This is a genomic window from Desemzia sp. FAM 23989 (assembly GCF_045528345.1).
Classification (GTDB): Bacteria; Bacillota; Bacilli; order Lactobacillales; family Carnobacteriaceae; genus Desemzia.
Genome location: NZ_JBGQQT010000003.1, coordinates 43,618 through 70,203 on the forward strand (window position 1 = coordinate 43,618; position 26,586 = coordinate 70,203).

26 protein-coding genes and 1 riboswitch are annotated in these 26,586 nt (G+C 37.9%); of the genes, 14 read left to right on the plus strand and 12 right to left on the minus strand.

The features are described from left to right. Nucleotides 1-5 precede the first annotated feature (5 nt). The gene (locus tag ACEN36_RS02945; RefSeq protein WP_407102878.1) at nt 6-365 is read right to left on the minus strand and encodes an MmcQ/YjbR family DNA-binding protein; all 360 of its coding nucleotides are present in this window, start codon (nt 363-365) and stop codon (nt 6-8) included. Nucleotides 366-548: 183 nt separating this feature from the next. Between ACEN36_RS02945 and ACEN36_RS02950 the strand changes: the two genes are divergently transcribed. From ACEN36_RS02950 to ACEN36_RS02960, 3 genes are all read left to right on the plus strand, one after another. Then, complete coding sequence (locus tag ACEN36_RS02950; protein WP_407125907.1) at nt 549-1,418, plus strand: alpha/beta fold hydrolase; 870 nt, start codon at nt 549-551, stop codon at nt 1,416-1,418. 340 nt (nt 1,419-1,758) lie between these two features. Beyond that, nucleotides 1,759-2,658, plus strand: a complete 900-nt coding sequence (locus ACEN36_RS02955; RefSeq protein ID WP_407125908.1) for a glycine betaine ABC transporter substrate-binding protein — start codon at nt 1,759-1,761, stop codon at nt 2,656-2,658. Between the two features lie 747 nt (nt 2,659-3,405). Then, nucleotides 3,406-3,891, plus strand: a complete 486-nt coding sequence (locus ACEN36_RS02960) for a DUF2798 domain-containing protein (RefSeq protein WP_407125909.1) — start codon at nt 3,406-3,408, stop codon at nt 3,889-3,891. 121 nt (nt 3,892-4,012) lie between these two features. Here ACEN36_RS02960 and ACEN36_RS02965 read toward each other — a convergent pair whose 3' ends face one another. From ACEN36_RS02965 to ACEN36_RS02990, 6 genes are all read right to left on the minus strand, one after another. Then, nucleotides 4,013-5,203, minus strand: a complete 1,191-nt coding sequence (locus tag ACEN36_RS02965) for a coenzyme F420-0:L-glutamate ligase (RefSeq protein ID WP_407102368.1) — start codon at nt 5,201-5,203, stop codon at nt 4,013-4,015. Between the two features lie 294 nt (nt 5,204-5,497). Beyond that, entirely contained in the window at nt 5,498-5,995 is a 498-nt protein-coding gene (locus tag ACEN36_RS02970; RefSeq protein WP_407102367.1) for a YcxB family protein, read from the minus strand. 250 nt (nt 5,996-6,245) lie between these two features. Then, nucleotides 6,246-6,401, minus strand: coding sequence for a Fic family protein (locus tag ACEN36_RS02975; protein WP_407102365.1), 156 nt, complete (start codon nt 6,399-6,401; stop codon nt 6,246-6,248). Between the two features lie 61 nt (nt 6,402-6,462). Further along, nucleotides 6,463-6,585, minus strand: a complete 123-nt coding sequence (locus ACEN36_RS02980; RefSeq protein ID WP_407125910.1) for a hypothetical protein — start codon at nt 6,583-6,585, stop codon at nt 6,463-6,465. A gap of 257 nt (nt 6,586-6,842) precedes the next feature. Beyond that, nucleotides 6,843-7,271 (minus strand): ImmA/IrrE family metallo-endopeptidase, encoded by a 429-nt coding sequence (locus ACEN36_RS02985; RefSeq protein WP_407125911.1) that lies wholly within the window; start codon nt 7,269-7,271, stop codon nt 6,843-6,845. Continuing rightward, nucleotides 7,272-7,631, minus strand: coding sequence for a helix-turn-helix domain-containing protein (locus tag ACEN36_RS02990; protein ID WP_407102362.1), 360 nt, complete (start codon nt 7,629-7,631; stop codon nt 7,272-7,274). A 281-nt stretch (nt 7,632-7,912) separates the two neighbouring features. Between ACEN36_RS02990 and ACEN36_RS02995 the strand changes: the two genes are divergently transcribed. From ACEN36_RS02995 to ACEN36_RS03005, 3 genes are read left to right on the plus strand one after another with little or no spacing between them, the layout of a single operon-like run. Further along, on the plus strand, nt 7,913-8,053 hold the full coding sequence (locus tag ACEN36_RS02995) for a YvrJ family protein (protein ID WP_407125912.1): 141 nt from the start codon (nt 7,913-7,915) through the stop codon (nt 8,051-8,053). A gap of 17 nt (nt 8,054-8,070) precedes the next feature. After that, nucleotides 8,071-8,877: a glucosaminidase domain-containing protein gene (locus ACEN36_RS03000; RefSeq protein ID WP_407125913.1), complete on the plus strand. Its 807-nt coding sequence runs from the start codon at nt 8,071-8,073 to the stop codon at nt 8,875-8,877. A 43-nt stretch (nt 8,878-8,920) separates the two neighbouring features. After that, the gene (locus ACEN36_RS03005) at nt 8,921-11,119 is read left to right on the plus strand and encodes a glycoside hydrolase domain-containing protein (RefSeq protein WP_407125914.1); all 2,199 of its coding nucleotides are present in this window, start codon (nt 8,921-8,923) and stop codon (nt 11,117-11,119) included. Nucleotides 11,120-11,289: 170 nt separating this feature from the next. On the opposite strand, the gene ACEN36_RS03010 is transcribed toward ACEN36_RS03005, so the two are convergent. Both ACEN36_RS03010 and ACEN36_RS03015 read right to left on the minus strand, forming a co-directional pair. After that, nucleotides 11,290-11,808: a YcxB family protein gene (locus tag ACEN36_RS03010; protein WP_407102357.1), complete on the minus strand. Its 519-nt coding sequence runs from the start codon at nt 11,806-11,808 to the stop codon at nt 11,290-11,292. Nucleotides 11,809-12,723: 915 nt separating this feature from the next. After that, nucleotides 12,724-14,064: a dihydrolipoyl dehydrogenase family protein gene (locus ACEN36_RS03015; RefSeq protein ID WP_407125915.1), complete on the minus strand. Its 1,341-nt coding sequence runs from the start codon at nt 14,062-14,064 to the stop codon at nt 12,724-12,726. A 570-nt stretch (nt 14,065-14,634) separates the two neighbouring features. On the opposite strand from ACEN36_RS03015, the gene ACEN36_RS03020 reads away from it, so the two are divergent. Genes ACEN36_RS03020 through ACEN36_RS03035 form a run of 4 tightly spaced genes read left to right on the plus strand, consistent with a single transcriptional unit; the run spans nt 14,635 to nt 17,870 of the window. Further along, nucleotides 14,635-15,567: a PLP-dependent cysteine synthase family protein gene (locus ACEN36_RS03020; RefSeq protein ID WP_188204119.1), complete on the plus strand. Its 933-nt coding sequence runs from the start codon at nt 14,635-14,637 to the stop codon at nt 15,565-15,567. Continuing rightward, nucleotides 15,564-16,721 carry a cystathionine gamma-synthase gene (locus ACEN36_RS03025; RefSeq protein ID WP_407125916.1) on the plus strand — a complete coding sequence of 386 codons (1,158 nt, stop codon included), beginning with the start codon at nt 15,564-15,566 and terminating at the stop codon, nt 16,719-16,721. The genes ACEN36_RS03020 and ACEN36_RS03025 overlap by 4 nt, the downstream gene beginning before the upstream one ends. Nucleotides 16,722-16,724: 3 nt before the next feature. Next, entirely contained in the window at nt 16,725-17,369 is a 645-nt protein-coding gene (locus ACEN36_RS03030; protein ID WP_407125917.1) for a class I SAM-dependent methyltransferase, read from the plus strand. 21 nt (nt 17,370-17,390) lie between these two features. Next, nucleotides 17,391-17,870: an S-ribosylhomocysteine lyase gene (locus ACEN36_RS03035; RefSeq protein WP_407125918.1), complete on the plus strand. Its 480-nt coding sequence runs from the start codon at nt 17,391-17,393 to the stop codon at nt 17,868-17,870. 299 nt (nt 17,871-18,169) lie between these two features. On the opposite strand, the gene dapD is transcribed toward ACEN36_RS03035, so the two are convergent. Both dapD and dapF read right to left on the minus strand, forming a co-directional pair. Further along, nucleotides 18,170-18,865 carry a 2,3,4,5-tetrahydropyridine-2,6-dicarboxylate N-acetyltransferase gene (gene dapD, locus ACEN36_RS03040; RefSeq protein ID WP_407102351.1) on the minus strand — a complete coding sequence of 232 codons (696 nt, stop codon included), beginning with the start codon at nt 18,863-18,865 and terminating at the stop codon, nt 18,170-18,172. A gap of 41 nt (nt 18,866-18,906) precedes the next feature. Continuing rightward, nucleotides 18,907-19,692 (minus strand): diaminopimelate epimerase, encoded by a 786-nt coding sequence (gene dapF / locus ACEN36_RS03045; RefSeq protein WP_407096372.1) that lies wholly within the window; start codon nt 19,690-19,692, stop codon nt 18,907-18,909. A gap of 88 nt (nt 19,693-19,780) precedes the next feature. Further along, nucleotides 19,781-19,952: riboswitch (Lysine riboswitch) on the minus strand. A 133-nt stretch (nt 19,953-20,085) separates the two neighbouring features. Here dapF and ACEN36_RS03050 point away from each other — a divergent pair. Next, a complete protein-coding gene (locus tag ACEN36_RS03050) occupies nt 20,086-21,231 on the plus strand; it encodes a pyridoxal phosphate-dependent aminotransferase (protein WP_407125919.1) in 1,146 nt (381 codons plus the stop codon). 206 nt (nt 21,232-21,437) lie between these two features. Here the strand turns inward: ACEN36_RS03050 and ACEN36_RS03055 are convergent, their stop codons facing one another. Beyond that, nucleotides 21,438-22,631 carry a hypothetical protein gene (locus tag ACEN36_RS03055; RefSeq protein WP_407125920.1) on the minus strand — a complete coding sequence of 398 codons (1,194 nt, stop codon included), beginning with the start codon at nt 22,629-22,631 and terminating at the stop codon, nt 21,438-21,440. A gap of 246 nt (nt 22,632-22,877) precedes the next feature. Between ACEN36_RS03055 and ACEN36_RS03060 the strand changes: the two genes are divergently transcribed. From ACEN36_RS03060 to ACEN36_RS03070, 3 genes are all read left to right on the plus strand, one after another. Continuing rightward, entirely contained in the window at nt 22,878-24,077 is a 1,200-nt protein-coding gene (locus ACEN36_RS03060; RefSeq protein ID WP_407125921.1) for an amidohydrolase, read from the plus strand. A gap of 311 nt (nt 24,078-24,388) precedes the next feature. After that, nucleotides 24,389-25,189: a histidinol-phosphatase HisJ family protein gene (locus tag ACEN36_RS03065; RefSeq protein WP_407125922.1), complete on the plus strand. Its 801-nt coding sequence runs from the start codon at nt 24,389-24,391 to the stop codon at nt 25,187-25,189. Between the two features lie 146 nt (nt 25,190-25,335). After that, a complete protein-coding gene (locus tag ACEN36_RS03070; RefSeq protein ID WP_407125923.1) occupies nt 25,336-26,229 on the plus strand; it encodes a DMT family transporter in 894 nt (297 codons plus the stop codon). Nucleotides 26,230-26,586: the final 357 nt, after the last annotated feature.

Below are 26,586 nucleotides of genomic sequence, written 5' to 3' on the forward strand. Positions count from 1 at the left end.
ACAGATCAGCTTTTAGTTAAGTCAAAACTAGTTTCGATCAATTGTTCGATTTCAGTTACTTCATTTACTTGGCCTAAAATCACAGAAATCCAGTGCTCTTTATTCATATGATAGGCGTCTTCGATTTCTCTTCGTTCTTTTAGACTGCCATTCAGCTCAGGGGGGCTTTTGAGTTCCAGTACATCGATTTCTTCCTCCCCTTCCAGTCCTATTTTTTCCGGCAAAATATTCATTACAACGCCATACCATTTTCCATTTGAAGGATGTTTGAAAACAGCGTAACCTGGAAATTTTTCCCACAAGTATTCTGGCTCTGCACCATAATGTTTTTTCATATACTGAAAGAGTTTATTTCTTGTTAGCATTTAGACACCATCCTTTTATGACCATAGTACCACTTGAGCAATCCGACTGCTAATAAAGGAAGCAGCTATGATTAAACAAGTTAAGGCTTTTGTTCCAACTGGAAAAGTCGTTAAAAGTTGATTCAGTGACCTCTAATAGTTATTCTTGGGATATGAGATTATCTTAGTAAGGAGGAACGGGAAATGATAGAGACAGTAGAACATGCTTATATAAAAACCAATGGTATAACCTTGCATGTAGCTCAGCAGGGGCCAAAAGATGGGGAACTGATTCTTTTATTGCATGGGTTTCCTGAATTTTGGTATGGATGGCATAAGCAAATGGCGTTTTTGGCCAATCAAGGATTCCGAGTATGGGCACCCGACCAAAGAGGGTATAATCTGAGCGATAAACCCGCTAAAGTAAGCGACTATCGAATCGAACAACTAGCTGCAGATATTGCAGGGTTGATCAAAGCATCTAGGAAAGAAAAAGTATTTCTTGTGGGTCATGACTGGGGAGGCATTGTAGCTTGGAGAGTGGCTAGAGCGTATCCAGAATTGCTGCATAAACTGGTGATTCTCAATGCTCCGCATGAAGCAGCTATGAAAGAACAAGTCCTGCATCATCCATTCCAACTCTTTAGGAGTTCTTATATAGCGTTCTTTCAAATGCGCGGGCTCCCGGAGAAATTGTTCAGCGTATCAAATTGGGAACCGGCAGCGAGGGCGTTGCAAAGTACCAGCCGAAAAGGAACCTTTAAAGAAGAAAATCTGCAGTATTATCGAACTGCTTGGTCTCAGCCAAATGCTATGCGCTCCATGATCAATTGGTACCGAGCTTTAGCCAGCAAATCGATCGGAAAATCAGGTGTTCCCAATCAAGTAAATGTGCCCGTTTTTGTGATATGGGGTGCTCAAGATCAGTTTTTAGGTTCTGATTTGGCAACGGAAAGTCTTGAATTTTGCGAAAGTGGTCGAGGTATGCTGCTTGGTGAAGCAACTCATTGGGTACAGCATGAAGAAACCGAACAGGTCAATAAATATATACTCAGTTTTGTGAATGAGAACTAAATCACCGAAGCCTAAGGCAAAGCAATGACGGATAGAGCATATGCTTTGCTTTTTTTTGCGTACTTTCTTAGTCGATTTGAAATCAGATTCTATTCATGTTACGTTAAATGGTAGCTATATAAAATCGGTGACCTACTCTAAAGACAGGGGAGGCCTTAAGATGGAACGGTAAATAAGCAACATAAGAAGTAAGTGCTGTACATAAGGTTATCGTGAAGAGATAAAAGTAATGGACAAAAGACTAATTGTCTGGAGTGTTGGTGTTGACGCAACACAACTTTGGACTAAGGATTAGCTAAATAAAAAAAGCACTGAGCTTTTTAAATCAATGGAGGAAAATATGATTAAGAGAAGATTTTTGGGAATGACAGTTGGAATGACAGCAGCTTTATTATTGGCAGGGTGTGGCAGTAATGAAGAAGCAACTAGCGATGAAAATATGAGTATCAGTGAAGCAGTAGACTATACGATTACTGGAATTGAACCTGGAGCGGGCTTGACAGGACTTGCACATACTGCTTTAGAAGAATATGAGAATCTAGAAGGTTGGGAATTGGCAGAAAGTTCCACTGCAGGCATGTTGACCTTGCTGGGAGAAGCTATTGAAAATGAAGAACCTATTATTGTAACCGGATGGGCTCCGCATTATAAATTTACGCAATACGATCTGAAGTTTATTGAAGATCCCAAGGGAAGTTTAGGAGATATTGAAAGCATTCATACGATTGCTCGAACAGGTTTTGAAGAAGAAATGCCGAATGCAGCTCAGATCCTGGATGCTTTCGAATGGGAAGTTGAGGACATGGAGTCCGTGATGTATGAAGCTCAAAGCAGTTCATTTGAAGAAGCGTCAATGAGTTGGATCGAAGCGAATCAAGATAAAGTAGATTCGTGGTTGGAGGGAACTAAACCTGGGAATGGAGAAGAAATCGACATTGTCTCTACACCTTGGGACACTGAACGCGCATCTGGAAAAGTGATAGAACTCGTATTAGAACAACAGGGATACGATGTTACTGTGTCAGATGTTGATCCAGCAATTTTGTTTGAAGCTATTGCAAATGGAGAAGCTGATGTTTCCATTGCTCCATGGCTGCCTATGACTCACGAAGCCTTTTATGAAGAACACAAAGATAACATTGTAGATATGGGACCTAACTTGACAGGCGCTCAAAATGGCTTTGTCGTACCAGCATACATGGACATTGATTCCATCGAAGACCTAGAACCAAAAGAATAGAGAGAGTGGAGCGAGGCGTTTAGCTTTCCGGATATAAGGCGAGGCAATTCAGTTGATGCTTTTTATCAACAGAATTGCCTCGCCTTATAAACGCGTAAGCTGCCTCGCGCAACTCGTTTAAAATAGAGAGTGAAACAGAGCATTTAGACCATCAACTATAAGAAAATCCCCACAGACAGGTGCTTTTTACCTGACTGTGGGGATTGGCTTATAGGCGTATGGTCTGCTCTGTGCAACTCATTTAGAATAGAGAGTGAAACAGAGCGTTTAGACTACTGGCTATAAGAAGATTTTGACCAGTTAGGCGAACTTTCCTAACAGGTCAAAATCAGCTTATAGACACGGAGTCTGCTCTGTGCAACTCGTTTAGAATCAGAGCACAACTAAACGAGATTGGGACAAAATTTTCAGCAACTTAAAAAACGTTCATTGCGAAATTGCAGTGAACGCTTTTTTTGTCTTTCTATAAGTAGTGAATCAGGATTTCTGGACTAAACTACGATATTCTCGCTACATTTTTAATCATTGGTTTACTTATTTAAGGTCAACAACACTCCGTTGTTTGGCTTATGACTACTACATACTGTTGCACTGATAAGTGAAGCAAAATGAAATAAAAATATGCGTTTTTTTATTTTCATATAATTTTCATGAAAATATTTCTTACACAAATGACTACTTTTATGTATACTTATTTTTAGACACAAAAAAGGAGTTTTTATTATCAAAGAATTGAAAGAAAACAGATTGCCAAGAAATGCCAAAGAAGGAATATTGTACGGTGCTATTATTTGTGCGATATCAGCACTAATTATGAGTGCAGTAAATATCAGCTTAAATTTCGAGACATTTAATGCACAAGTTGCACTAATTATTCTTAAGTCCTTCCCGATTGCTTTTATCATCGCAATGTTAATGGAAAATTTTATCGTGGGACGTATTGCAGAAAAAATGGTTCATCGTTTTTCTGATGCTAATGATGGGTTTAATGCAAAAATATTATTTACGGTCTTTTTCACTGTTATCGGTATGTCATTCACAATGACGATAATTGGAGATATGCTTGGAAATGGAATTAGCTTAGCTTCTTTTGCCGCATTATCTCATTGGCCTAGAAACTTTTGTATTGCTTTATTCTGTGAGTTATTAATTGCTCAGCCACCTGCTCGTTTGGCTATGAAAAAAATACACTTACGTCAAGAAAGCAACTTGACTGCAAAAGACAACACTTAATTTCTTTATCAACGTTAGAAGATGAAGAGATCTAAAAAAGCACCCTGAAAAGCCAACTTGACTTTTCAGGGTGCTTTTATTGGCTAGGTTTTATCCCAGCATCGTTTACTATCAACATATATTATTTTGTATAGTTATCGAAGTAACCTTGGATGTAGATCATTGGTGTTCCTTTGTCTCCACTACCAGAAGTTAAATCAGATAATGAACCGATTAAATCTGTTAGTCGACGAGGAGTTGTTCCTTGTGCTTCCATAGCACCCACCAAGTCTTCGTCTTTATTGGTGATGTATTCAGAAATAGCTTGTTTCAAATCGTCTCCACGAAGATCAGAGAAGTTGTTGTCAGCTAAATATTTTAATTTGACTTCGTTAGGTGTTCCTTTAAGGCCTTCAGTAAAACCAGGAGATACAACTGGATCAGCCAATTCCCAAATTTTTCCTACGGGATCTTTGAACGCACCGTCACCATAAACCATTACTTCAACAGTTTTGCCAGTCAATTCTTTGATTTTTGCTTGGATAGAATCAACGATTGGTTGACAGTTATTTGGAAATAGTTTGACACTTTCTTCAGTTGCTTTATTTGAGCCTAATAAACCGTAAGCTTCATTAAAGCCGCTACCGTTGATCGACTCACTAAGGATATCATCAAGACCGTATACTTTTACAGCGCCATTGTCTTTTAAGATACGTTTTGTTCTAACACGAGAATGAATATCACAAGTTAATACACTCTTAGTGTAATTCAATATGGTTTTTGGATTGTTTGAAAAAATAACTTCGCATTCAGCGCCTTCTGCTTCGACTAAACCTTTGTAATATTCGATATAGTCTACGCCAGTAAATGGATGATTGACATGACCGAAGTATTGACGGAATTGAGCTTCAGTTAAAATATCTTTCCATGGGTTGATACCTTGAGTATCTAATTCATCAATGTTTACCAAGTGATTTCCTACTTCATCAGATGGGTAGCTCAACATTAGAACCACTTTTTTTGCTCCACGGGCAATTCCTTGCAAATTATTTGCAAAGCGGTTACGACTAAGGATAGGGAAAATAACTCCGATTGCGTCATCTGCAAATTTTGATTTTACATCCGTTGCGATGTCATCGATCGTTGCGTAATTTCCTTGGGCACGAGCTACAATAGACTCAGTTACAGTTACAATATCGCGGTCATCAATTGAAAAACCTTCAACTTTTGATGCATTTAAAACTGTATCTACTACAATTTGCTCAATGTTGTCTCCTTGATTGATGATCGGGCCACGAAGTCCTCTTACTACTGTTCCAACTACTCTTTCCAATATAATCTCTCCTCTAATAAGGTAAGCTAATTTCAAACCATTATTAACTATACCTTTTTATTGCAAAATTGTAAATTCCAGTCAAAGATTTAAGATGACTTCAAAATGCGTTTTCCTTTCGGCTAACGTCAGTAAAACGGCATTTGATTTCAACTTGTTTCTTATAACAGTATCGACTTTCCAAAGGCCGAATGTTTTGTGAATTCCAATGATTTCTGGACGCTCGTCTATGGGATCTCCAAATATTCGCTTGTTAAGATTAGGTTGGAAGAGACTTTTTTTTATTCAAGAAAATTAAAGTATGAAGTTTTTAGTTTTTCGTGAGAGAAGTTTGCTGAAATCACTAACATCTTCTTGTGTTTTAAAAAAGGATGTTGGAATAAAGAGTAAAGCCTGAGAATTTATATATATAAGAAACATATCGCTAAACTCATACGATTTAAGCATGTCCTTCCATTCATAAAATCGGTCCAATTCATTTATCATTTCAATTTTTAGACCGATATTATTTGCAATATACGTTGTCTTATTACTTAGAGTAGGGTTTAAACTGTACATTGACTCTGTTCTTTTTTTTATTAAAATTCTACTGCCGATTATACCTAATATTAATCCTAATCCTACTGTACCCACTGTTAATAAAAGAATGACAAATGGTGATGCATAAGATAAATTGTCGATTGCATTATAGAGAATATAAGACGCAATAACTACTATAAGAGCACTATATATTAATGATTTTTTGCGCCGGATTCGCAATTGATAACGATTAGATTTATGAAGATCATCCAATTTCAAACTACCTGTAAACACTATTCCTTTTTTTCTTCTTCCATAACTAAACCTCCTCGTACTGTTGTGTAAATATTTTAGTCATACTGTATCTGTTTTTTACCTATATTATGAAAGGCTTGCATTCGTTTTTGCTCTTTTTCTAGTCTCTCTTTTGCAAATTGAGAGAAGCTTTCTACGTCTTGGTTGGCCAAAAATTCGACATATTGCCCTTGGTTTCTTTTTCTATAATAAGTGGCGGTAATCCTTCTTATAACAACGAATACATCATTATCATCCGCCCTGTTCGCCCATTTCCGTCGGAGAACGAATGGATTTGTTCAAATTGGATATGTGTATCCAAAACCGCTAATAACTTGTCATCGCTCGTCTTAGCGTTATCTAACCGATACTGCAGGTTATTCACTAGCTAAGATACCAGTAAAGGTATTTCAGCTGGATAATCAGTTTGAAATTCGACACTGTAATCATATTTCCACTTTTTTAAACAGTCCTTTATCGTACTGCATGCTAGCGATCCACAAATAAGCATGACTCTCTGTAACGATCGTTATAGAGAGTGAATCTCCATTGATTAAATAATCAGCCATTCTTTCAAGCACTTGTTTATGGTTCTCAATTTCATAAAATTTTCTAACTAACGCAGGTAAAGATACAGTTTTGTCTTCTATTCCTGCTGAGTGATGGTCTAAGCAAACAAGAACATAATTCCAATATTCCTGTGTGGATGTATAAAAAAAATTTCTCTGAATCAATGAATAATTACAGTGATCTCATTGAGTAAAAATATATATTTGTTATTAATCTGTACAGCAATTATGCACAGATTAATAACTTTTGATGTCTTTTAAAGGGAAAAAATACCTACTTCTTCAGCAACACCATAAAGGTTTTGAAGATGTTGAAACGTTTCTGGTGGATAGCCATAATCTTCTTTATACAATTCAAGCATTAAATTCCCTGCAAAAATACTGGCTTCTCTTTCAAGCGTTCCTTTTCCATTTCTTTGCGTCGTGTAGTAAGCACTAAGGTTTTCATGTTCAAGAGCATGATATAATTCATGAGCTAATACAAAGTAACGTTCGTTTGCGTCAATTAAATTTTCATTGAGCAATACCAGTGTTTCCTCTTTAAATCGAACGGTTTCTCCCTTTGGCGTTTCTCCAAAAGGAACAAACAGGACGTCTATGCCTTTATTTTCCGCTAAACTAAACGGATCATACGTATGATAATCTGTATACAATTGTTGAATCAAATTATTCCAGTTTTCACTCATTTAATCCCTTCTCTTTTTAAGCCTATCCCAAAAGACCGCTTTTAAAACGTCTTGTACGCGTTGCTTGTCTTCTTCAGTTAAATCTTCTCCCCCATAAGCCATATGGACATTGTTGTTTAGGATTTCTTCTAAGTCAATGAGATCTTCTGGTGTGGCCCATTTTGGAACATCTCGCCCTAAAAGGTAATCGGTAGAAACTTGGAAATAATCGGCTAATTTATTGAGTATTTTATTATCTGGTTCTCTTGTTCCTTGTTCATAATTGGCGTAAGTTGTTCGAGCGATTTCGAGTATTTCAGCCATTTCTCCTTGCGTCAACCGTTTGGATTTGCGGAGTTCTTTTAATTTATGAGTATCCATAGTGCACCTCTGTTAGTATTTACTATCTTTATTGTACACGTATTGAAACAAAAAACAAATAAAATTACACAATATTGAGTAAAAATCATTGGCTATCTTCAAAATGAGTAGTAAAGTGTAATTACACATAAAGAGTACAAAATGATTTATCTCTAAAAAGTAGATTAAACCAGTAAAAAAGTGCTGTAAACTATTTTTGAAAGAAAATTATTCTATCAAAATAAATATTTTTTTACTATATAAATACTCATTATGTGTAATATAAGAAAGGAGATATTGTTATGGAAGAATGGGGAAACTTTATTTCGACTATTGGATTTCCTGTTTTTATCACCACTTATTTATTGGTTCGATTAGAAAAAATAATCAATAAAATGATGGACTCTTTAGAAGAATTAAAAGAGCTGCTTCGGGAAAAATAGAGAGGAGGTGATACAGTATGGCAAAAGTTAATTTTTTAAATAATCTTCACTCAGGAGCGATGGCTACATTCGATGACTATGGTATCTTGCCTTCAATCACTTCCGCTCAAGCTATTCTGGAAAGCAATTGGGGAAAGTCCAAATTAGCACAGGAATGCCGCAATTTGTTTGGTATTAAGGCAGATAAGAGCTGGAAGGGTGAAAAGAAAGCCTATTCGACAAAAGAATATGACAAAAATGGCAATCTATTTACCGTTACGGATTATTTTAGGAAATATCCTTCTTATGAGGAGTCATTGAAAGACCATGGAAAGTTTTTCCATGAAAATCAGCGCTATGCTGACGTGATTGGGTTGAGAGACTATAAGAAACAAGCGAGAGCCATTCAAACCGCTGGTTATGCTACGGATCCCCAATATGCAAAAAAACTCATTCAGATAATTGAACAAAATGAATTGCAAAAATGGGATCAAGAAGTCCTTACTCAAACTTCATTTGAGCAACCAAACAATACAACTATGCATAAAGTAAAAAAAGGCGAATCGCTATCCAAAATAGCAGAACAATATGCTGTAACCGTACAGTCAATTGTTACAACAAATCACTTGGAAAATCCGAACCTTATTTATCCAGATCAACAACTGATTATCCCTGTTCGTTCTCATATGCAGTCTAAAGAAGAGCACTATGTTGTAAAACCAGGAGATACCTTATCTTTTATTGCTCAACAATTCGATACGTCTGTCCAAAAATTAGCAACAGAGAACTATATTTCGAATGTGAATCATATTGAAGTCGGACAAACGCTTAAAATCAACTCTTAAAAACAAAGCAATATAAAAATATAGTAGAAAGAAGGAGTATAAAATGGCTGATGAAATGGTAAAAAAAGCTCAAGAGTGGGTAAATGGAGAATATGGAGAACATCCAGGTTATCAAGAAATTACCGCGAATGGAAATACCGGTTGGTCTACGATGTACGCACTTACTCGAGCACTTCAAATAGAATTAGGGATTACGGCAACTTCTAACAGCTTTGGGGAAACAACCTTAGCCGAGTTCACACAACAATACGGGACTATTGGCCAAGGACAAAACGATAGCAACTCGAATATTGTAAAAATTATTCAAAGCGCTCTTTATAGTAAAGGTTATGGTCCAGGCGGGATTACAGGAACTTACGGTCCAGGAACTGCAGCTGCCGTTTTGGAAATGAAAACAGATATGGGGTTATCTGGAACTGATGGAACAGTAACACCAAAAGTATTTAAAGCATTATTAACAATGGACGCCTATATTCGAATTGGTAGTGGGACTACAAAAGTTCGTACGATTCAACAATGGTTAAACAATCGTTATCAAAATAGAAGAGATTTCTATTTACAACCAACTGATGGGATTTATCAAAGAGGAACTCAAAAAGTGTTGATTTATGCTTTGCAATATGAAGAAGGTTTATCTGATGATGTAGCGAATGGGAGTTTTGGACCTACTACAAAAGCAAAATTACCAACTTTACAAAATGGTAATCGTGATGGAACCACTCAATTCGTTCATTTATTACAGGCAGCCCTGTGTTTCAATAACTTTAAAGTTGATTTTGATGGTTCTTTTGGGCCTGGTACTAAAGAGAAAGTTGTTGCTTTTCAAACTTTTTCAGCCTTACAGAATAATGGAATTGTAGGTATACAAACCTGGTCTTCTTTACTGGTGAGTACCGGTGATCCAAGTAGGAAAGGAACGGCTTTAGACTGTGTAATGGAAGTAACTCCAGCAAGAGCACAAACCCTTGTAAACGCAGGTTATGAAACAGTTGGGCGTTATCTAACCAATGTTGAAGGGACGACTTTGAATAAAAAAATTCAACCTGGCGAACTAGAAACGATTTTTAACGCTGGTTTAACAGTCTTTCCTATTTACCAAACGTATGGTGGAGCTGCTGGTTATTTTAACGAAGACCAAGGAACTTTAGATGCGATTGCTGCTCACAATGCGGCAAAAGGATATGGTTTTTCAGATGGAACAATCATTTATTTTGCAGTAGATTATGATTCAACTGATGATGAAATTACGAATTCTATATTGCCTCATTTTGAATCGGTTTATTCTAAAATTACAGAATTAGGCTCCTATAAAGTAGGGATTTATGGAACTCGTAATGCTTGTTCCCGAGTATCGAATGCAGGATATGCAGTAACCAGTTTTGTGAGTGGCATGTCCACAGGATTTAGCGGAAACTTAGGTTTTCCTTTACCAAGTAATTGGGCATTTGATCAAATCTCTACGATTACGTTGGGTAGTGGAGATGGACAAATTGAAATGGATAATAATATCAAGTCTGGAAGAGACAATGGTGCTAGCAAAGTGATTAGAACAGACGAATATATCATTGAACAAGCCTTAAAGAGTACAGCTAAAGGGATTTTTCCATTCAGCGAGATATTTAACTATAGCGTAGAATTGGATGGTAAAACTCATGTAATCAATGACAATCTATACTATAGATTGGAGTATAAAGCATCTAGAGAGATTGAATTTGGAGAAGGAAATCCAATGAATACGATTGCCATATCAAGTGATGGTACACCTATGATGACGACGTCACTATTAAATGCAATAGCTTCTGGTGAATCTATTGCTAATGATTTAGAGTTGGATCTGGATACTGGAAGCCTTATATATAGTTTTGGATCTAACATTGGTGGCACTGGTTTTATCTCAACTTATATATCTATATCTTCAAAATTAGAAGTGGAATATAATTATGAGATTACAAAGCCAGTGACCTTATTAAGTGGTGTAATCATTGCTCCTAAAATCATTTTTACTTTAGTTTTAAAAAACACGAGTAATCCTAATAATCCAAACCTGGTACCTGTGGAAACGGTTGAACCATATACAGTTCCTCAACTTACTACAACGGAAAAAGTTGCAATAGGCACAACTGTTGTGCTTATTGCATTAGCCGCTATTGGAGCTAGTGTTGTTTCAGGAGGAGCAGGCGCGCCAGCTGCTTTTTCTGCTGCTGGGTTAGTTATAACTACAATGTTATCTAGTAACAATTAAAGTATTTTAAACAATAAAATTAAGGATGGTATGAGCTTAAGTCAAATCATCCTTAATTTTTTATTTAGGTAATTAATAACATTAACTATTTAATGAGTGTATCTCTAATTGCATATTAATAATTAGAAATTATTAATATGACAATTATTCTTTTACAGGTTAGTAACCATTTAACTTCTGAAATGCACTTTATTAGAATCTAAATGGTTAGAAACTAAGTCTTTAAAGAAGTCTATATCTTTTTTAGAATCAAAACATCTTTTTGGAAATAAAGTTGCCGTATAAGCAGAATAGTAGAAAACAAAACCATATTTTAGTTCTCTGATTGAATATAAGTAAGTCCATTCACGATGATTTTCGCTATTTTCTGTAGTCAAATCAAAGCCTAAATCGCTAAACTTAATTATTACTTCTTTTCGTAAACTATAATTACTTCTATATTCTTTCCTAGCCCTATAGCTTAAAACAAAGAATATTATCGGAAGTATAATAAAAAGAATTAATACAGCAGAAATGATGATATTCATAAGTAACGGAATTTTTATTAATACATAAAAAACTGCTATATAAAGGAAAAAAAAGCATATTAGAACGAATGCAGTAGACCTTATTTTCATATATAAAGATAAAAATACATATTCTTTTTCTGTTAATTCTACTCGCGTAGTAATACTCTCTTCATTATTCATAAAGTGCCTCCTAGTGAATCTTATTAAGTTTAAAAGTACGACCTAGATAATTCATAGTTTTATAAGTTTGGGATCTAAAACCGTGTTTCTTAAATGTTTATAAGGAATTTATTTTTTCACCCATTTGGTGCGTGAAAAAAAACACCTTTCTGTTAATGTAGATTTGACGAAAATACAAAACAGAGGTGTTCTATATGTCAAATTTACGCGATAATCGACTCAGTTTCAATAAAAATGTTCCTGCCAAAAATTCGACATGCTTAGCTTTGGTTTCTTTTTCAATAATAAGCAGCGGAAATCCTTCTTGTAATAAAGAGTATATCATGATCATCCGACCTGTTCACCCATATCCATCCGAGAATGGACAAAGTAGTTCAAATTGTATGTATCTAAAATGGCTAAAAGCTTGACATTGCTTATTCTATTCGTTTCCGATTGGTGTTGAAAATTATAGATTAGTTGCATTATGAGTAAGGACGTTTCAGCCGAAGAAGCTGTTTGAAATTCTGCACCTATAAGCATACTTTCGTTCTTTTTAAATTGTCCTCTATCATATTGCTGCAAGCGGTCCGTTAAATCAGCATGAATCTATTTAACGATCGTTGCAGAGAGTGGTTCTTCATTGATTAAAGGGATGAAGTAAAAAGCTTTTTATCTTGGTTTCAGAAATGGGTCTATGGAGGGAATATAAAAAAAACGTCACCTTCTTTATTAAATCAATCATTCTCTTAAAATAATTTCCAAGGAAGACCAATCTTTATGCTGCTAATGAGGCGCTCAAACCTATAAGTCTAGCAATGGTCTTCCTCTTTTTTTGTCAACTTAAAAAACAATCGTCATCTTTAGTCTCTACCACCGAATAGTTTACACTAGGCAATGATTCATCAGACAAAAATCAGAAAAATTTTGTTCAGATCAAGAATAAAAATAAGATAAATCGCTGGCAATAGTTGGATAAGCAAAAATGTGTTTAGAGACTGCTGCAGCGGTAACTTTTTGCTCGATCAGCTGGCTGAAATAATTGATCAGTTCATCTGCTTCATTGTTCAAACAAGTGGCGCCTACTAATAAACCAGTTTTCTTATCTGTAACGACTTTGATTTTTGAGATAGATTCGTTTAATCGTCTGTAACTGAACCACTTACTGGCGTCTATAGTAGACAGTTCGTAGTCATTTTCGTTATTCGCTGCTGTTTCTGGCGTTACGCCAACTTGGGCTAATTTGGGACCGGAAAAAACCATCGTAGGAATGCTTGGATAAGATATAGGTTTAGTATTTTGTCCAGTCAAATGTGACACTAAATAGTCCGCTTCAAAACTCGAAACAGGGGTCAATTTAGGTTGGGTTTTAGACAAGACATCTCCGATCGCAAAGATAGATGGATTGCTTGTTTGGAGAGAATCATTAACAGTGATCCCTTTTTTATCCCACTCAACTCCGGCATTTTCAAGGGCTAATGCTTCCGTATTCGGTATCCGTCCTGTAGTGCAGAAAACCAAATCGCTGTCTAATTGAAAGTCCGAATCATCAGATAATGAATAACCATTCGAGGTCACTTCGATCTTAGAAACTTCTATATTCAAATGGAAAGTCACCCCTTTAGCTTCTAATTGTTCCATTAAAAGGTCGACCAGTTCTCGGTCAAAGGCTTTAAGAGGACTATCATTGTGTTGGATCACATGTACTTTCGCACCTGCCGCATTAGCGATGGCCGCAAATTCAAAAGAGATATAACCACCGCCCACTAAGGTGATAGTATCAGGCATTTCTGGAAGAGACAAAAAGTCATTACTGTTTAGGAAATGCTTTTTCCCTTCAATATCCAGCAATGAGGGACGTGCACCAGTGGCAATGACAAAGTGCTCCGCTTTTAGTTTGTCTTCATTTACTTGTAAAGTTTGGCTATTGATAAATTCTGCCTTGCCAGTGAACGTTTCTACTCCAGACGATTCCAAACTTTCTTTACTTTGTTTCGGCACAGGGGCAGTGAATGTTTCTTTAAAAGCTATGAGTTCTGTCCAATTCACATGAGGGACAGTTTCTAATCCTTTACCTTGTAGTTGCTGGGCACGATCTATAGCCTCAACGGCGGAAACCAAAACTTTTTTTGGATCACAACCTCGGTTTGGACAAGTTCCTCCCCATAGATCTTCCTCTATTATAGCAACTTTTTTACCCGCAGAGGCTAAACCAGAAGCTGCTGCCATACCACCTACACCACTACCAATGACTACTATATCGAATTTTTTTTCCATTGTTAAAATCTCCTTTACCAAATGTTTTTTCCGCTAATTATCTGTATCCTCTTTGTAACACAGAAATTGAGACAATAAAAACGAAAGAGCTTGTAAAAGCTGTTTTATTCGGAAGGGTATGAGTGGGGAAATTAATAAATATATAAAATCGGAAGAGATGCAACAATAAATTTACAACTTAGAAAAATAAAATTAAAAAAAGTTTGACAGAAAAAAATTAGTTGTGTAAGATGACCTTAGTTAAAAAATACGTAAAAAAGAAAGGAGAGAATTCCATGCGCAAAATGAACTGTTGTTGTTTAGTATGTTGTTGTTGTTTAAATGAAAATAAACACTCATGCTTAACACCAGACTCATTTGCGTAATTCTCTCTTTTTATAGTGCTTTTCTATAAAGACAGATAACGGTTTCATACAATCTTTTTCTCCATAATTGGATTTAAAGGAATGAAACTAGTTTGTTCTGTTGAAAACACTTATAAAAACAAATGATGAATGCCAAAGTGTGCATGAGTAGAACGTTACTCATGTGCGCTTTTTTTGTACCTTAAATTAGAAAAGGAGTAAAAAAATGCCTGTTAAAACAATCATAGACTTGATTGGGAACACCCCGCTTGTCGAAATTGAAGGAATCAAAATTCCAAATGGCAACCGTATCCTAGCCAAACTGGAATCGTTCAATCCTGGCGGCAGTGTAAAAGATCGTTTAGGCTTCAAACTGCTGCAGGACGGGTTCGATAAAGGATGGATCAATAAAGATACCACGATCATCGAACCAACTGCCGGCAACACAGGTATTGGGTTAGCTCTGGCAGCACAAAATTTTGGCTTGCGGACGATTTTTACGGTTCCAGAAAAATTCAGTCTGGAAAAACAAATATTGATGGAGGCTTTGGGAGGAGAAATCGTGCATACACCTACTGAAAAAGGCATCACAGGAGCGATCGAAAAAGCTCGCGAACTGCAGCAAGCAATCTCCAATAGTTATATTCCATTGCAGTTTGAAAATCCGGCTAATCCTTTAACGTATTACGAAACACTCGGTCCGGAAATCAAACGGGACTTAGAAAATGAGAAGTTGACTTCATTTGTGGCAGGTGCAGGCAGTGGCGGGACGTTTACAGGGACAGCTGCTTATCTAAAAGAATGGGACAGCCGCATCCGAACGGCGATCGTTGAACCAGAAGGCTCGATCATTGCAGGAGGACCAGTTCACGGCCATGAAACGGAAGGTATTGGAATGGAATTTATGCCTGACTTTATGAAGAGAGAACAATTTGATGCTGTCTACACTATTTCGGATGAAGAAGCCTTTTTCTATGCCAGAGAATTAGCCGGAAAATCAGGTCTGTTGATAGGAAGCTCAAGTGGAGCAGCATTTGCAGCCAGTATGAAAGAAGCAGAAATGCTGCCACCAGGAAGTACGATCGTGACTATTTTTCCAGACAGCAGTGAACGTTATTTAAGTAAAAATATCTATCAAAAGGAGAATCAGACAAAATGAATTTAAAAACAGCTCTTATCCATGGCGGGGTCAGTCGAGACAAAGCAACAGGTGCAGTGAATGTGCCGATTTATCAAACATCAACGTACAAACAAGAAAAAGTAGGGGTGCATAAAGGATTTGAATATTCACGAACGGGCAACCCGACTCGCTTTGCAGTCGAAGAATTGATCAAAGATATTGAAGGTGGAGTCAAAGGCTTTGCTTTCGCCTCTGGTTCAGCAGGAACGCATACTATTTTCTCGTTATTTTCACAAGGGGATCATATCATAGTAGGTGACGATGTGTACGGTGGAACTTATCGTCTGATCAATTCTGTATTGAAAAGATTGGGGTTGACCTTTACGGTAGTAGATACGAGTGATTTAACGACTATCGAACCAGCTATTCTTCCAGAAACAAAAGCCGTTTTCTTAGAATCGCCTACTAATCCATTATTGAAAATCACTGATATTCAAGCAGTGGCTGAAATCGCTAAAAAACATGATTTGATAACGATTGTAGACAATACATTTGCTACACCTTATCATCAACGTCCATTGACATTAGGTGCGGATATTGTCTTACACAGCGCATCTAAATATCTAGGTGGGCACAGTGACATCGTGGCTGGTCTAGTAACTACAAGTGACTCACAAATAGCGGAACAAATTGGTTTTCTGCAAAATGCGATCGGCGGTATTTTAGGACCACAAGATAGCTGGATTTTACAACGCGGGATTAAAACATTAGGTATTCGGATGGATGCTCATGAAAAAAATGCTGCAGCTATCGTAGAGTACTTAGACAATCATGCGGCTATCGAAAAAGTTTACTATCCTGGATTAGAAAGCCATGTCGGACATGAGATCGCGAAGAAACAAACCAGTGGATTTGGCGGAATGGTCTCATTTGAATTGAAAGAAGGACTATCTGCTAAAGCATTTGTAGAGAAGCTGGAATTGATCACTTTAGCGGAAAGCTTGGGAGCAGTCGAAAGTCTGATCGAGATTCCAGCCTTAATGACTCACGGTTCCATTCCTAAAGAAGACCGCGAAAAATCAGGTGTCAAAGATGAATTGGTCAGATTCTCAGTAGGCTTGGAAGATGCTGAAGATTTGATCGCAGATTTAGAGCAGGCTTTAACACATGTTTCATCATCTATGGAGGGATAATGAATGGGAAGAGAGTTTCTGGATATTTTCACAGATTGGGCAACGGATTACGATGATTTTGTAACTGGAGAAGACGAAGAGTATAAGGAAGTTTTTTCAGGGTACGACTCGATTTTGCAAGAACTGGTCAAACGAAGTGGCGAATTTGTTCTGGAGCTGGGGGTCGGGACTGGTAATTTAACGCGAAAACTGTTGGCGGCGGGGAAAAGAGTTTATCCCATTGAGCCTTCTGGAGAAATGAGGCAGCTAGCAGATGCTAAACTGTTGGGAACTGTCGATATTATTGATGGGGATATGCAAACTTTTCCGTTGCCTCCTTACAAAATAAACACTATTTTGAGTTCATATGTGTTCCACCATTTGAATGCCAACGAGAAAGCAGAAGTTCTGCATCAATATTATGGGCTTCTGGAAGATGGAGGAAGCGTAGTTTTTGCAGATACCATGTTTATAGACCGAGATTCTTATGAGCAAAAGCTAGCTGAAGCTGCTCACAACCAATTTTATGATCTAGAAGAAGATTTAAAACGAGAATACTATCCCTTGATACCCGATTTGTATCGCTCTTTCAAGGATGCTGGTTTCAGCGTTTCATTTATGCAAATGAACCCGTATGTTTGGATCGTAGAAGGCAAGAAAGCAAATTAAACTAAAAAAGGAGTTTTTAGTATGTCAGAAAAAATGAATGTTGAAAGTTTTAACTTGGATCATACAAAAGTCCGTGCCCCGTATGTACGTTTAGCGAGTGAGAAAACAGGACTAAATGGGGACCGTATTTTAAAATATGATGTGCGTATGGCACAACCCAATAAAGAACATTTGGATATGATGTCTGTTCATTCTTTAGAACATTTGACGGCTGAATTGATCCGCAATCATGCAGATTACGTGGTTGATTTCGGACCGATGGGATGCCAAACAGGTTTTTATTTGACAGTTGTGAACCACGAAGATTATAAAGATATCTTGGGATTACTTGAAAAAACAATGAAAGATGTATTGGTGGCTGCAGAAGTTCCAGCCAGCAATGAAAAACAATGTGGCTGGGCAGCTCACCACACTTTAGCGGGAGCACAGCAAATTGCTCGTGACTTCTTAGCTAAGCGCAATGAATGGCATTTAGTATTTGAACACGCAGAAGCAGAATAGGTAGATTCGTCTAGTAGGAGATTGCGCTTCAACTGGCTCTAACCAATTAGAAAATGAGGAGCGAGGAAACGGTGAAATATACCAGTTCCTCGCTTTTTTGCGTTCCCTATTGCATTCATTTTTTTGGAAAAAGGGAACATAAAATTAAATTACGTTCCCTTTAAGAGGAGATTGCCTCAAAAAAGGAACGCAAATTGGATTTGCGTTCCTTTTAGAGCTTGAAATTTGACTTAAGGGAACGCAAATGGACTTTCGACACTTTAGAAGCAGCGTATCTTTTGGGATGGCATTTTTTTATTTTACAATTCTCGCAAAGCAGCGATCAATTCAGTATTGCTGGCTGTTTTTTCATCTTTTGCTTTTAAAATACGCGCCGGAATGCCGCCAACTACCACATTTTCTGGAACATTCTCGATTACCACTGCTCCAGCGGCGACCACGCTACCTTTGCCGATCCGAACACCTTCGATAACGACAGCATTCGCGCCGATCAAGACATCGTCTTCTACAATTACAGGAGTGGCTGAAGCGGGTTCGACCACTCCAGCTAAAACGGCGCCGGCACCGATGTGACAATTTTTACCAACGATAGCTCGGCCACCGAGAATTGCTCCCATATCGATCATACTATTTTCGCCGACAATAGCGCCAATATTGATGATAGCCCCCATCATGATTACTGCATGGTCGTGAATCTCTACTTGATCTCGAATGAACGCTCCAGGTTCTATTCGTGCATTTACATTAGTAGTATCCAGTAAAGGCACAGCACTATTTCTACGGTCGTATTCTAGTTCAACATCATTGATACGCTCTTTGTTCTCTTCAAGAATGGCTTTCAAATCTTCGTAATCACCGAAGACAACTTTTGATAGTCCTTCCCCAAATACTTTACAATTAGGGAAATCAATGGCTTCGTTTAGATTGATGTAAGCTTTCACAGGTGTTCGTTTTTTAGCTTCTTTAATAAATCGGATAATTTCTTGTGCGTTCAATATTATTTCCTCCTAAGAATTCAATAGTTAAGTCACTAAAGCTATTTTTTGTATTCAAATACAGCGGGTCCATTCATGAAAATGTCCTCTGTACCTGAGATAGTCAATGTTCCTTGTTCTAGATGTACTTTTACACGATCTTCAACTAAACCTGCGTCTCTAGCTACCACAAAGCTGGCGCTGCAGCCAGTACCGCAAGCCAATGTCCAGCCGACACCACGTTCAAATGTTCGCACGATGATTTCTTTACGATTCAGCACTTGGACAAAATTGACATTTGTTTGGTGAGCAAACAATGGATGATGGCACAGTTTTTCTCCTAAATCGGTCTCCAGCATGGCTACTGCATCTTCTACGAAAACAACTGTATGCACAGTACCCATAAACAAACTGGTGAACGTGACGTCTTCTCCATCAATAGAGATCGTCCGATTGATGTAAGGAGCATCGTCAGCAGCATCAAAAGCATGGTTTGAGTAATCAGGTCGACCAATATTTACTTCGCAGTAGAACGGCTCATTTTGAAGAATGTCTACGTTCATCTCACCAGCTAATGTTTGTACAGGAAATCGTTCTTCTGTGGTCAAACCTTTGTCTAGGACATATTTGGCAAAACAACGAATCCCATTTCCGCACATTGGAGCTTCGGAACCGTCACGGTTAAACAGCAGCATCTCTAGCGGATTTTGTTTGACGACGATTAAGCCATCTGTATCAAATTGTTCTGAACTACACAAAGAGGTAGCCTCCATAGAATAGTCTTTTCCATTCTTGAAATCCGTGATCACAAAGGTATTTCCGCAGCCGTTATATTTGTAAACAGACATATACAAAACTCCTTTTTACAATTTTTTCCTCAAACAATAAAAAAAGACACCATTTCTGGCGTCTTAAATGTATACAATGGTTATGTAGACAGATGATAGCGCCTCTGCTTTTTAAGCAGGAGTGATATAGGTATTTCCCATATCCCCACGATATAAAATCTGCCGATTTCAATCGTTCGGCAATGGCTGCCTTTCATACATCGTCATCGAATGCCTTCTCTGGTGTATTACTCATCTACATTGCTACCTCTATTAAATTGTAAGTTGCTTTTTTGATGTTTTATATACTACCATTAAATTTTTCTGTTGTCTATTTGTCCGGAAAAAAATTAGATATTGTATTTTTTCTGCAAACTGGTACACTTTTTTTCATAAGCAAAAAGGAGTGATCGAATGAAAGAACGATTGAATGAAGACGTCCTTAAAGTAGAGACGAGTGAGATACGAGCATTTAATCAGTATGCAGTAGACAATCAAGCCTCGCTTTTTCTGACTTTGGGGGAACCAGATTTTCCCACACCAGCACCCATAAAAGAAGCTGCGCTCGATTCTCTGAATAAAAACCAGACTCATTACTCATCAGCGCAAGGGAGCCTTGAGTTGCGAGAGGCGATTTGTGCATTTGAGAAAAAAACCAATCACATCGAGTATTCACCAGAAGAAGTAATGATCACGATTGGTTCTACTGAAGCTATTTCAACGGCTTTAGCCACTTTACTCAACCCTGGGGAAGAAGTCATTATTTTACAACCGGCTTTTCCTTTATACCGTCAATTGATTCAAATGAACAGCGGAGTATGCGTGCCGATCGATACCTCTACTAATCAATTCCAACTTTCCAAAGAGATGTTGGAGGAGGCCATTACCGATAACACAAAAGCTATCATCATCAATTCGCCCAATAATCCTACAGGAACGATTCTTAATGCGTCTTCGTTAGAAGTGATTTATGAGGCCGTGAAGAAACACCAACTTTTTGTGATAAGCGATGATGTTTACAATCAATTGTTATTTACCGAACAACCTGAGCAATTAACTAAATACCAGGATATTCGTAGTTACATCATCATCTGTCAAAGCTTCTCGAAACCTTATGCGATGACTGGATGGCGTATCGGCTACTTATTAGCTGATTGGGACTTTATCGAAGAAGCCCTCAAGATTCACCAATATGTACTTTCTTGTGTCAACACCTTTATTCAAGATGCAGCTATAGCAGCACTGGATTACAATATCGAAGAGATGCTGAATTCCTACCGCTTACGGAGAGATTACGTCTACAACCGCTTGAAAACAATGAATGTAGATGTGGAATTGCCTGATGGTACTTTCTATATATTGCCGTCTATCAAAAAATATGGGCTATCTTCATATGATTTCTGCCAGAAGCTAGTTCTGGAACAAGGCGTTGCGCTTATTCCAGGCAGTTATTTTGAAGCAGACGATTATGTGCGGATCAGTTTTTGTGTAGATATGAAAGTCTTAGAAGCGGCAATGGATAAATTGGAGATTTTTCTTCTGCAACTCCAAGTGAAGTAAAATTCAGACAAGAGAGAGCAGGACAAAAGACATTTTGACCATTGAATATAAACCAGCCTCCCCTTATGAGATGCTTTTTCTCATAAGGGGAGGCTGGTTTATAGGCATGTGGTCAGGCTTTTGGAACGCATTTAAAAGCACCCGTTTAATATGTGACAGAGATAAAGACTATTGTCCCAGTCCCTTTTTTTTCATAACGCAGATGCTTATCCTACAAGATTTATCAATAATGGTGCTAAGAATCCTGCTAAGACAACTGATCCAATGGATACTGTCACAAATCCACCCACAAGCATTTTAGGCGTCACTGAATCGAGAAATAATTGGCGTTCTTCGCTGTTTGAGAAATTGCTGTTGGCTACTTCAGCAGGCAAAATGGCTGTACCTGGAAAACCAAAGAGAGCCGTTATTCCTAAAGCGATACTCATCCAAGGTGAGATCTTTAAAAAACGACCGATCAATAAGGAGAAAAGCACATTTCCAATCGTTCCAAAAACAATAGTCGCTAATAAAGCTGGCAGTATATCTAGAAATACGTCAGGTGTGGCTGAAGCTAAATTGGAAAGGATGACTACAATTAGTGCTGGCATAGCCAAGCCGTAAGAATTTGCTTTTGTCAGAATGTTTTTTTCTAAAAAGCCCAATTCACTGAACAATACCCCCGTTAATAAAGACATAATATTGGCATCGATCAATTGGAATCCTAATAAAGAGGTTAGCCCTTTAGCAGCAAATGAGGCTAGTAGAGCTACTACAGCAACCTTTGCTAAATAAACGTTTCCTGATTGGTATTTTTCAGGTAAGTCAGAAAATATTTTATAGGGGGAAGTTGTTTCTTCTTGTTGTACGCGCTCGATTTCGTTGTTGCGGTATTTTTCTTTAAACGACTTAACTTCTTTTTTCAGAGCCCAGCTGGCGATCGGATATCCGGCAAAACCTTGGACAACGACCAATAAAGAAGCCAGTAAAGCTAAATCGCTGCGCCCAATTGCATTAGCAGCTTCTGACATTTGAATCGCTGCAATCACGCCTCCAGATAAAGGTGGAGCTCCAACTAAGGCTGTCTCGATGCCCATCAATGGAGTAACGACCAAAAAAAGTGCCACTGTAATTCCTATAATTGCTGCAACACAGATCACTACGGTTTTCCATTGTTCTTTTAATTGTTTGATATTCAACATCGTTCCCATATGAACCAGCAAGAAACCAATTAAAATGCTTCCGATCTGTAACAACATGGAGTCTTGGAAAATAGAGGTAGGCATTCCCAACCAAAAAGCGATTAAGAAGAAAACAGATGCGGTGAATAACATAGAAACAATACTTTTGGTTCTCACAGCGATCACATCGCCAAGGGCATAGATACAAAAAATAATCGTGATGGAAACTAAACTATTCATAAAAATCCTCATTTCTTTTCTTTACAGTAATGTGTTAAATGATAAAATAGTTAGAATATTTTGTCAATTTTAATTTTCTCACAAATTAAAGACACACAGTTATTTAAAAACGTTGATACATCAATCTAAAAAGTAATGAGAATTCGATTTGACAAATGAAAAATGAATAGTTATAGTGAGAATTACAAAATATTCAGACAATTCAATTCCTGCATAAAAGCAGCTGAACCTAAAGGAGTCGAGAGAATGAGCCAAGATACCATTACATTAACCAGTCCCGTTAAAGAATTGATAGCTTCTAAAGAAAAGGAAATGATCGCTTTTCGTCGTCACTTACATGCGAATCCAGAAGTGTCTTTAGAAGAATTTGAAACGACTAAAACAATAGCTGCTAAATTAGATGAATTAGGTATTTCTTACCGCTTAACAAAACCAACGGGGGTCATCGCTGAAATCAAAGGTGCTAAATCTGGAAAAACTGTTTTATTGCGTGCTGATATGGATGCTTTATCGGTTCAGCAATTAAATGAAGTAGAGTACAAATCAGTTGAAGAAGGAAAAATGCATGCTTGCGGACACGATGCTCATGTGTCTATGCTGATGAATGCAGCTTCTGCGTTGAATCAATTAAAAGATACTTTCGAGGGTACAGTACGTTTAGTCTTCCAACCAGCTGAAGAAATTGCGGAAGGTGCAAAATTGATGGTGGAACAAAGTGCTGTTGATGGAGTAGATAATGCTTTTGGCATCCACATTTGGGCTCCTGGAAAAGTAGGAACCGTTTCTTGTCCAGCTGGACCTTCTTTTGCCGCTGCAGATATTGTGAAAGTAGATTTTGTCGGAAGCGGCGGTCATGCAGCACAGCCGCATTTAAACATTGATGCAGCTATCATGGCGTCCCAATACGTAGCGAATGTGCAATCCATTGTTTCTCGCGTAGTCGATCCGATGCAGCCAGCTGTTGTGACCTTAGGAAAAATGGAAGTCGGAACACGTTTTAACGTTATTGCAGAAAATGCTCACATTGAAGGTACTGTGCGGACATTTGATCCGGCTACGCGCGATAAAGTAGAAGAATGTATCAAACATTATGCGGAAGAAATCGCCCGTATGTATGGCGGACAAGCAACGGTAGAATACCAACGGATGACTGAACCGGTAAACAATGAAGAAAGAACCGCTAATTTGGTTCAACAAGTTGCTGCGCAAGCTTTTGGCGAAGCGGCAGTCGATAATTGTCCTCCTACAATGGGTGGAGAAGACTTCGGTTACTATATGATGCAGATTCCTGGCGCATTTGCCACCGTGGGTAGTGGGAATCCGGATAAAGACACCTGCTGGCCCCACCACTCTGGGCGTTTTAATGTCGATGAAGAAGCGTTAAAAGTCGGAGCAGAGCTGTATGCGCAATATGCACTGGCTTATTTAGGACAAGATCAATTTTAATTAAACTTTACTCTGTGAGAGAAGGCGGGACTTCTTTTGACAGAGTTTTTATTCATTCTTACAAGGAAATTCCGAATGTCGCGAATAAGGCTATGTGTAATGTTGTAAAAGAAACGAATTCTTAACGGCTAATTTACCTGAGTTTTACTTCCATCCTCTATAATGAAAGTGTTGGATGGGAGGACTTCCCATCATATAATAGTGTTAAAAGGCAGATGAGGTTCTGATGGGAATGAAATGCTTCATCTGCAAATAAAGCAAGTAAACAAGCACTAGTCTCTAAATAAGGTTTTAAAAGAGAGGAGTTTCCCATGCATTACTATGATCAACACATGCATACTCATTTTTCACCAGATTCTGTCGAAACTTTTGAACACTACTTGGAACGGTCAGCTGGTAAAAACTTGATCACAACAGAACACTTGGACTTCTTTAGTACGGAGCAAGCATCAGATGATGTGATTCCAGATTTTGATGGATATTCCGCAGAAATCGAGCGTTTGAATCAACTCTATGGCAATCGTATCTTAAAGGGAATAGAAGTTGGGTTTACGCATCCAGATAAAGAGAGAATTCAAAAGTTTTTGAAAGATAAAGATTACGATTTGATACTGATGAGCATCCATCACAATGGCAAATATGGATTCATGCAGTTGAGTAACGATGATGTTCCTTTAGAGAATCAACTGAAGGAATATTACAACTTGATGCTGCAAGGTGTACGTGAGTTCAAAAATGCCAATGTATTAGCTCATTTTGATTTCGGTCTGCGAAGTTATGAATTGAGTGTAGCGGAATTAAGGATTGTAGAACCAAAGCTAATGGAGATTTTTAAAGAGGCCGTTCAACAAGATATGGCACTAGAATTGAATACGAGAAGCATGTACAGATACGGAAATGCACACCTCTATGAATATGCTATCGATCTTTATCGTTCTGTAGGTGGCACCTTATTTACTGTCAGTTCAGATGCACATGTAGTAGAAGATTATGAATTACGCTTTAAAGATGCTTTTACTATGCTGAGAGAGCATGGAGTAGATCAACTAGCAGTTTTTCAAAAGCAACAGCCGACTTTTGTCGAACTGCCTCAAAATGTGAGTGCTCAATAAATTGCAAGAGAAGAAGCAGTCTTAGGAGGCTTCTTTTTCTCTGCACACAATGTTATAAAAATCTAAAAACTTCCCCTTTTTCAAATTCAGTATGCTACTATATACATCAACAACTTCATTTGGATAGGTAAAGGGGAAGTGGCTCTATGATGAGTGGAAAAGTAAAGGTTATACTATCGATGTTGATTTTTGGAACGCTGAGTATTTTTGTTCGGCAAATCCCACTGGAGACTAATCAGATTGCGTTTTATCGTGGAGCATTAGGAAGCCTATTTCTTGTGGGGACTCTGCTGCTTAAAAAAGAGCGGATCCCGTTTAAATCGATTCAGAAAAATGGGAAGTTTTTGCTGCTTTCGGGCTTTGCTGTAGGAGCCAACTGGATTCTTTTGTTTGAAGCTTATCGCTATACAACGGTTTCAAATGCGACAATCAGCTATTATTTTCAACCGATTATGCTGACGTTGTTGGCGCCGTTAGTGCTTAAAGAAGCTTTGACAGTAAAAAAATTCAGCTTTGTCTTACTGGCTATGATCGGAATGGTTTTTATTATCGGATTCAGCGGCAGCTCTATGGGATACAACCACCCGTTAGGCATCGGATTTGGCCTGACAGCAGCTTTGTTTTATGCTATTGCCATTATCTCTAATAAAAAAGTTACAGGCCTTAGCGACCTTCATTTGACCGCATTAACGTTGATCATCGCTACCGTCATTTTATTACCGTATGTATTGCTGACCACTGGACTTGGAACGAGCCAACTGACCATGCCGTCACTTCTGTCTTTGCTGGTATTGGGAATTGTTCATACGGGAATCGCGTATGTTTTTGTTTTTTCAGGTTTGCAACAAATCGAAGGGCAGACATTCGCGGTACTGAGCTATATTGATCCGTTAACAGCGGTCATCATCTCAGCTACTGTGCTGAAAGAGCCGATCTCCGGGTTGCAATTATTTGGCGGTGCACTAGTCTTAGCAGCAACCTTTATGAATGAGTATTTTACAGGAAAAGGACAAAAAACTGAGCAAATAAAAGAGAGATAAATCACGAAAAGAGGCAGAAGTGCTTCTTTTTTTATTGCTGGGAAATGATGGCATTTGATACGTTATCCCCAGTCAATCAAATGAAAGTTGAGAAAACCACCTCACAACAGAGCAGGTGAACAGACTAACATTGTTAACTAGAGCCTATTTCAAAGTAGAAACTTGATGAGAGAAGTGTGCATTCAATTTACACTAAAAGTCCTTATTTCTTCCTGAATATTTACAAGGAAATAGGGGGTTTATTATAAAGAGATATATTTTAAATACAAACTCTTAGAAATTACTGGAGGAATCTGGGTTGCTGGTAGCCATGTGAAGGATGCAATGTGAATTAGCTCGCGTTAACGCTTCAGCGTT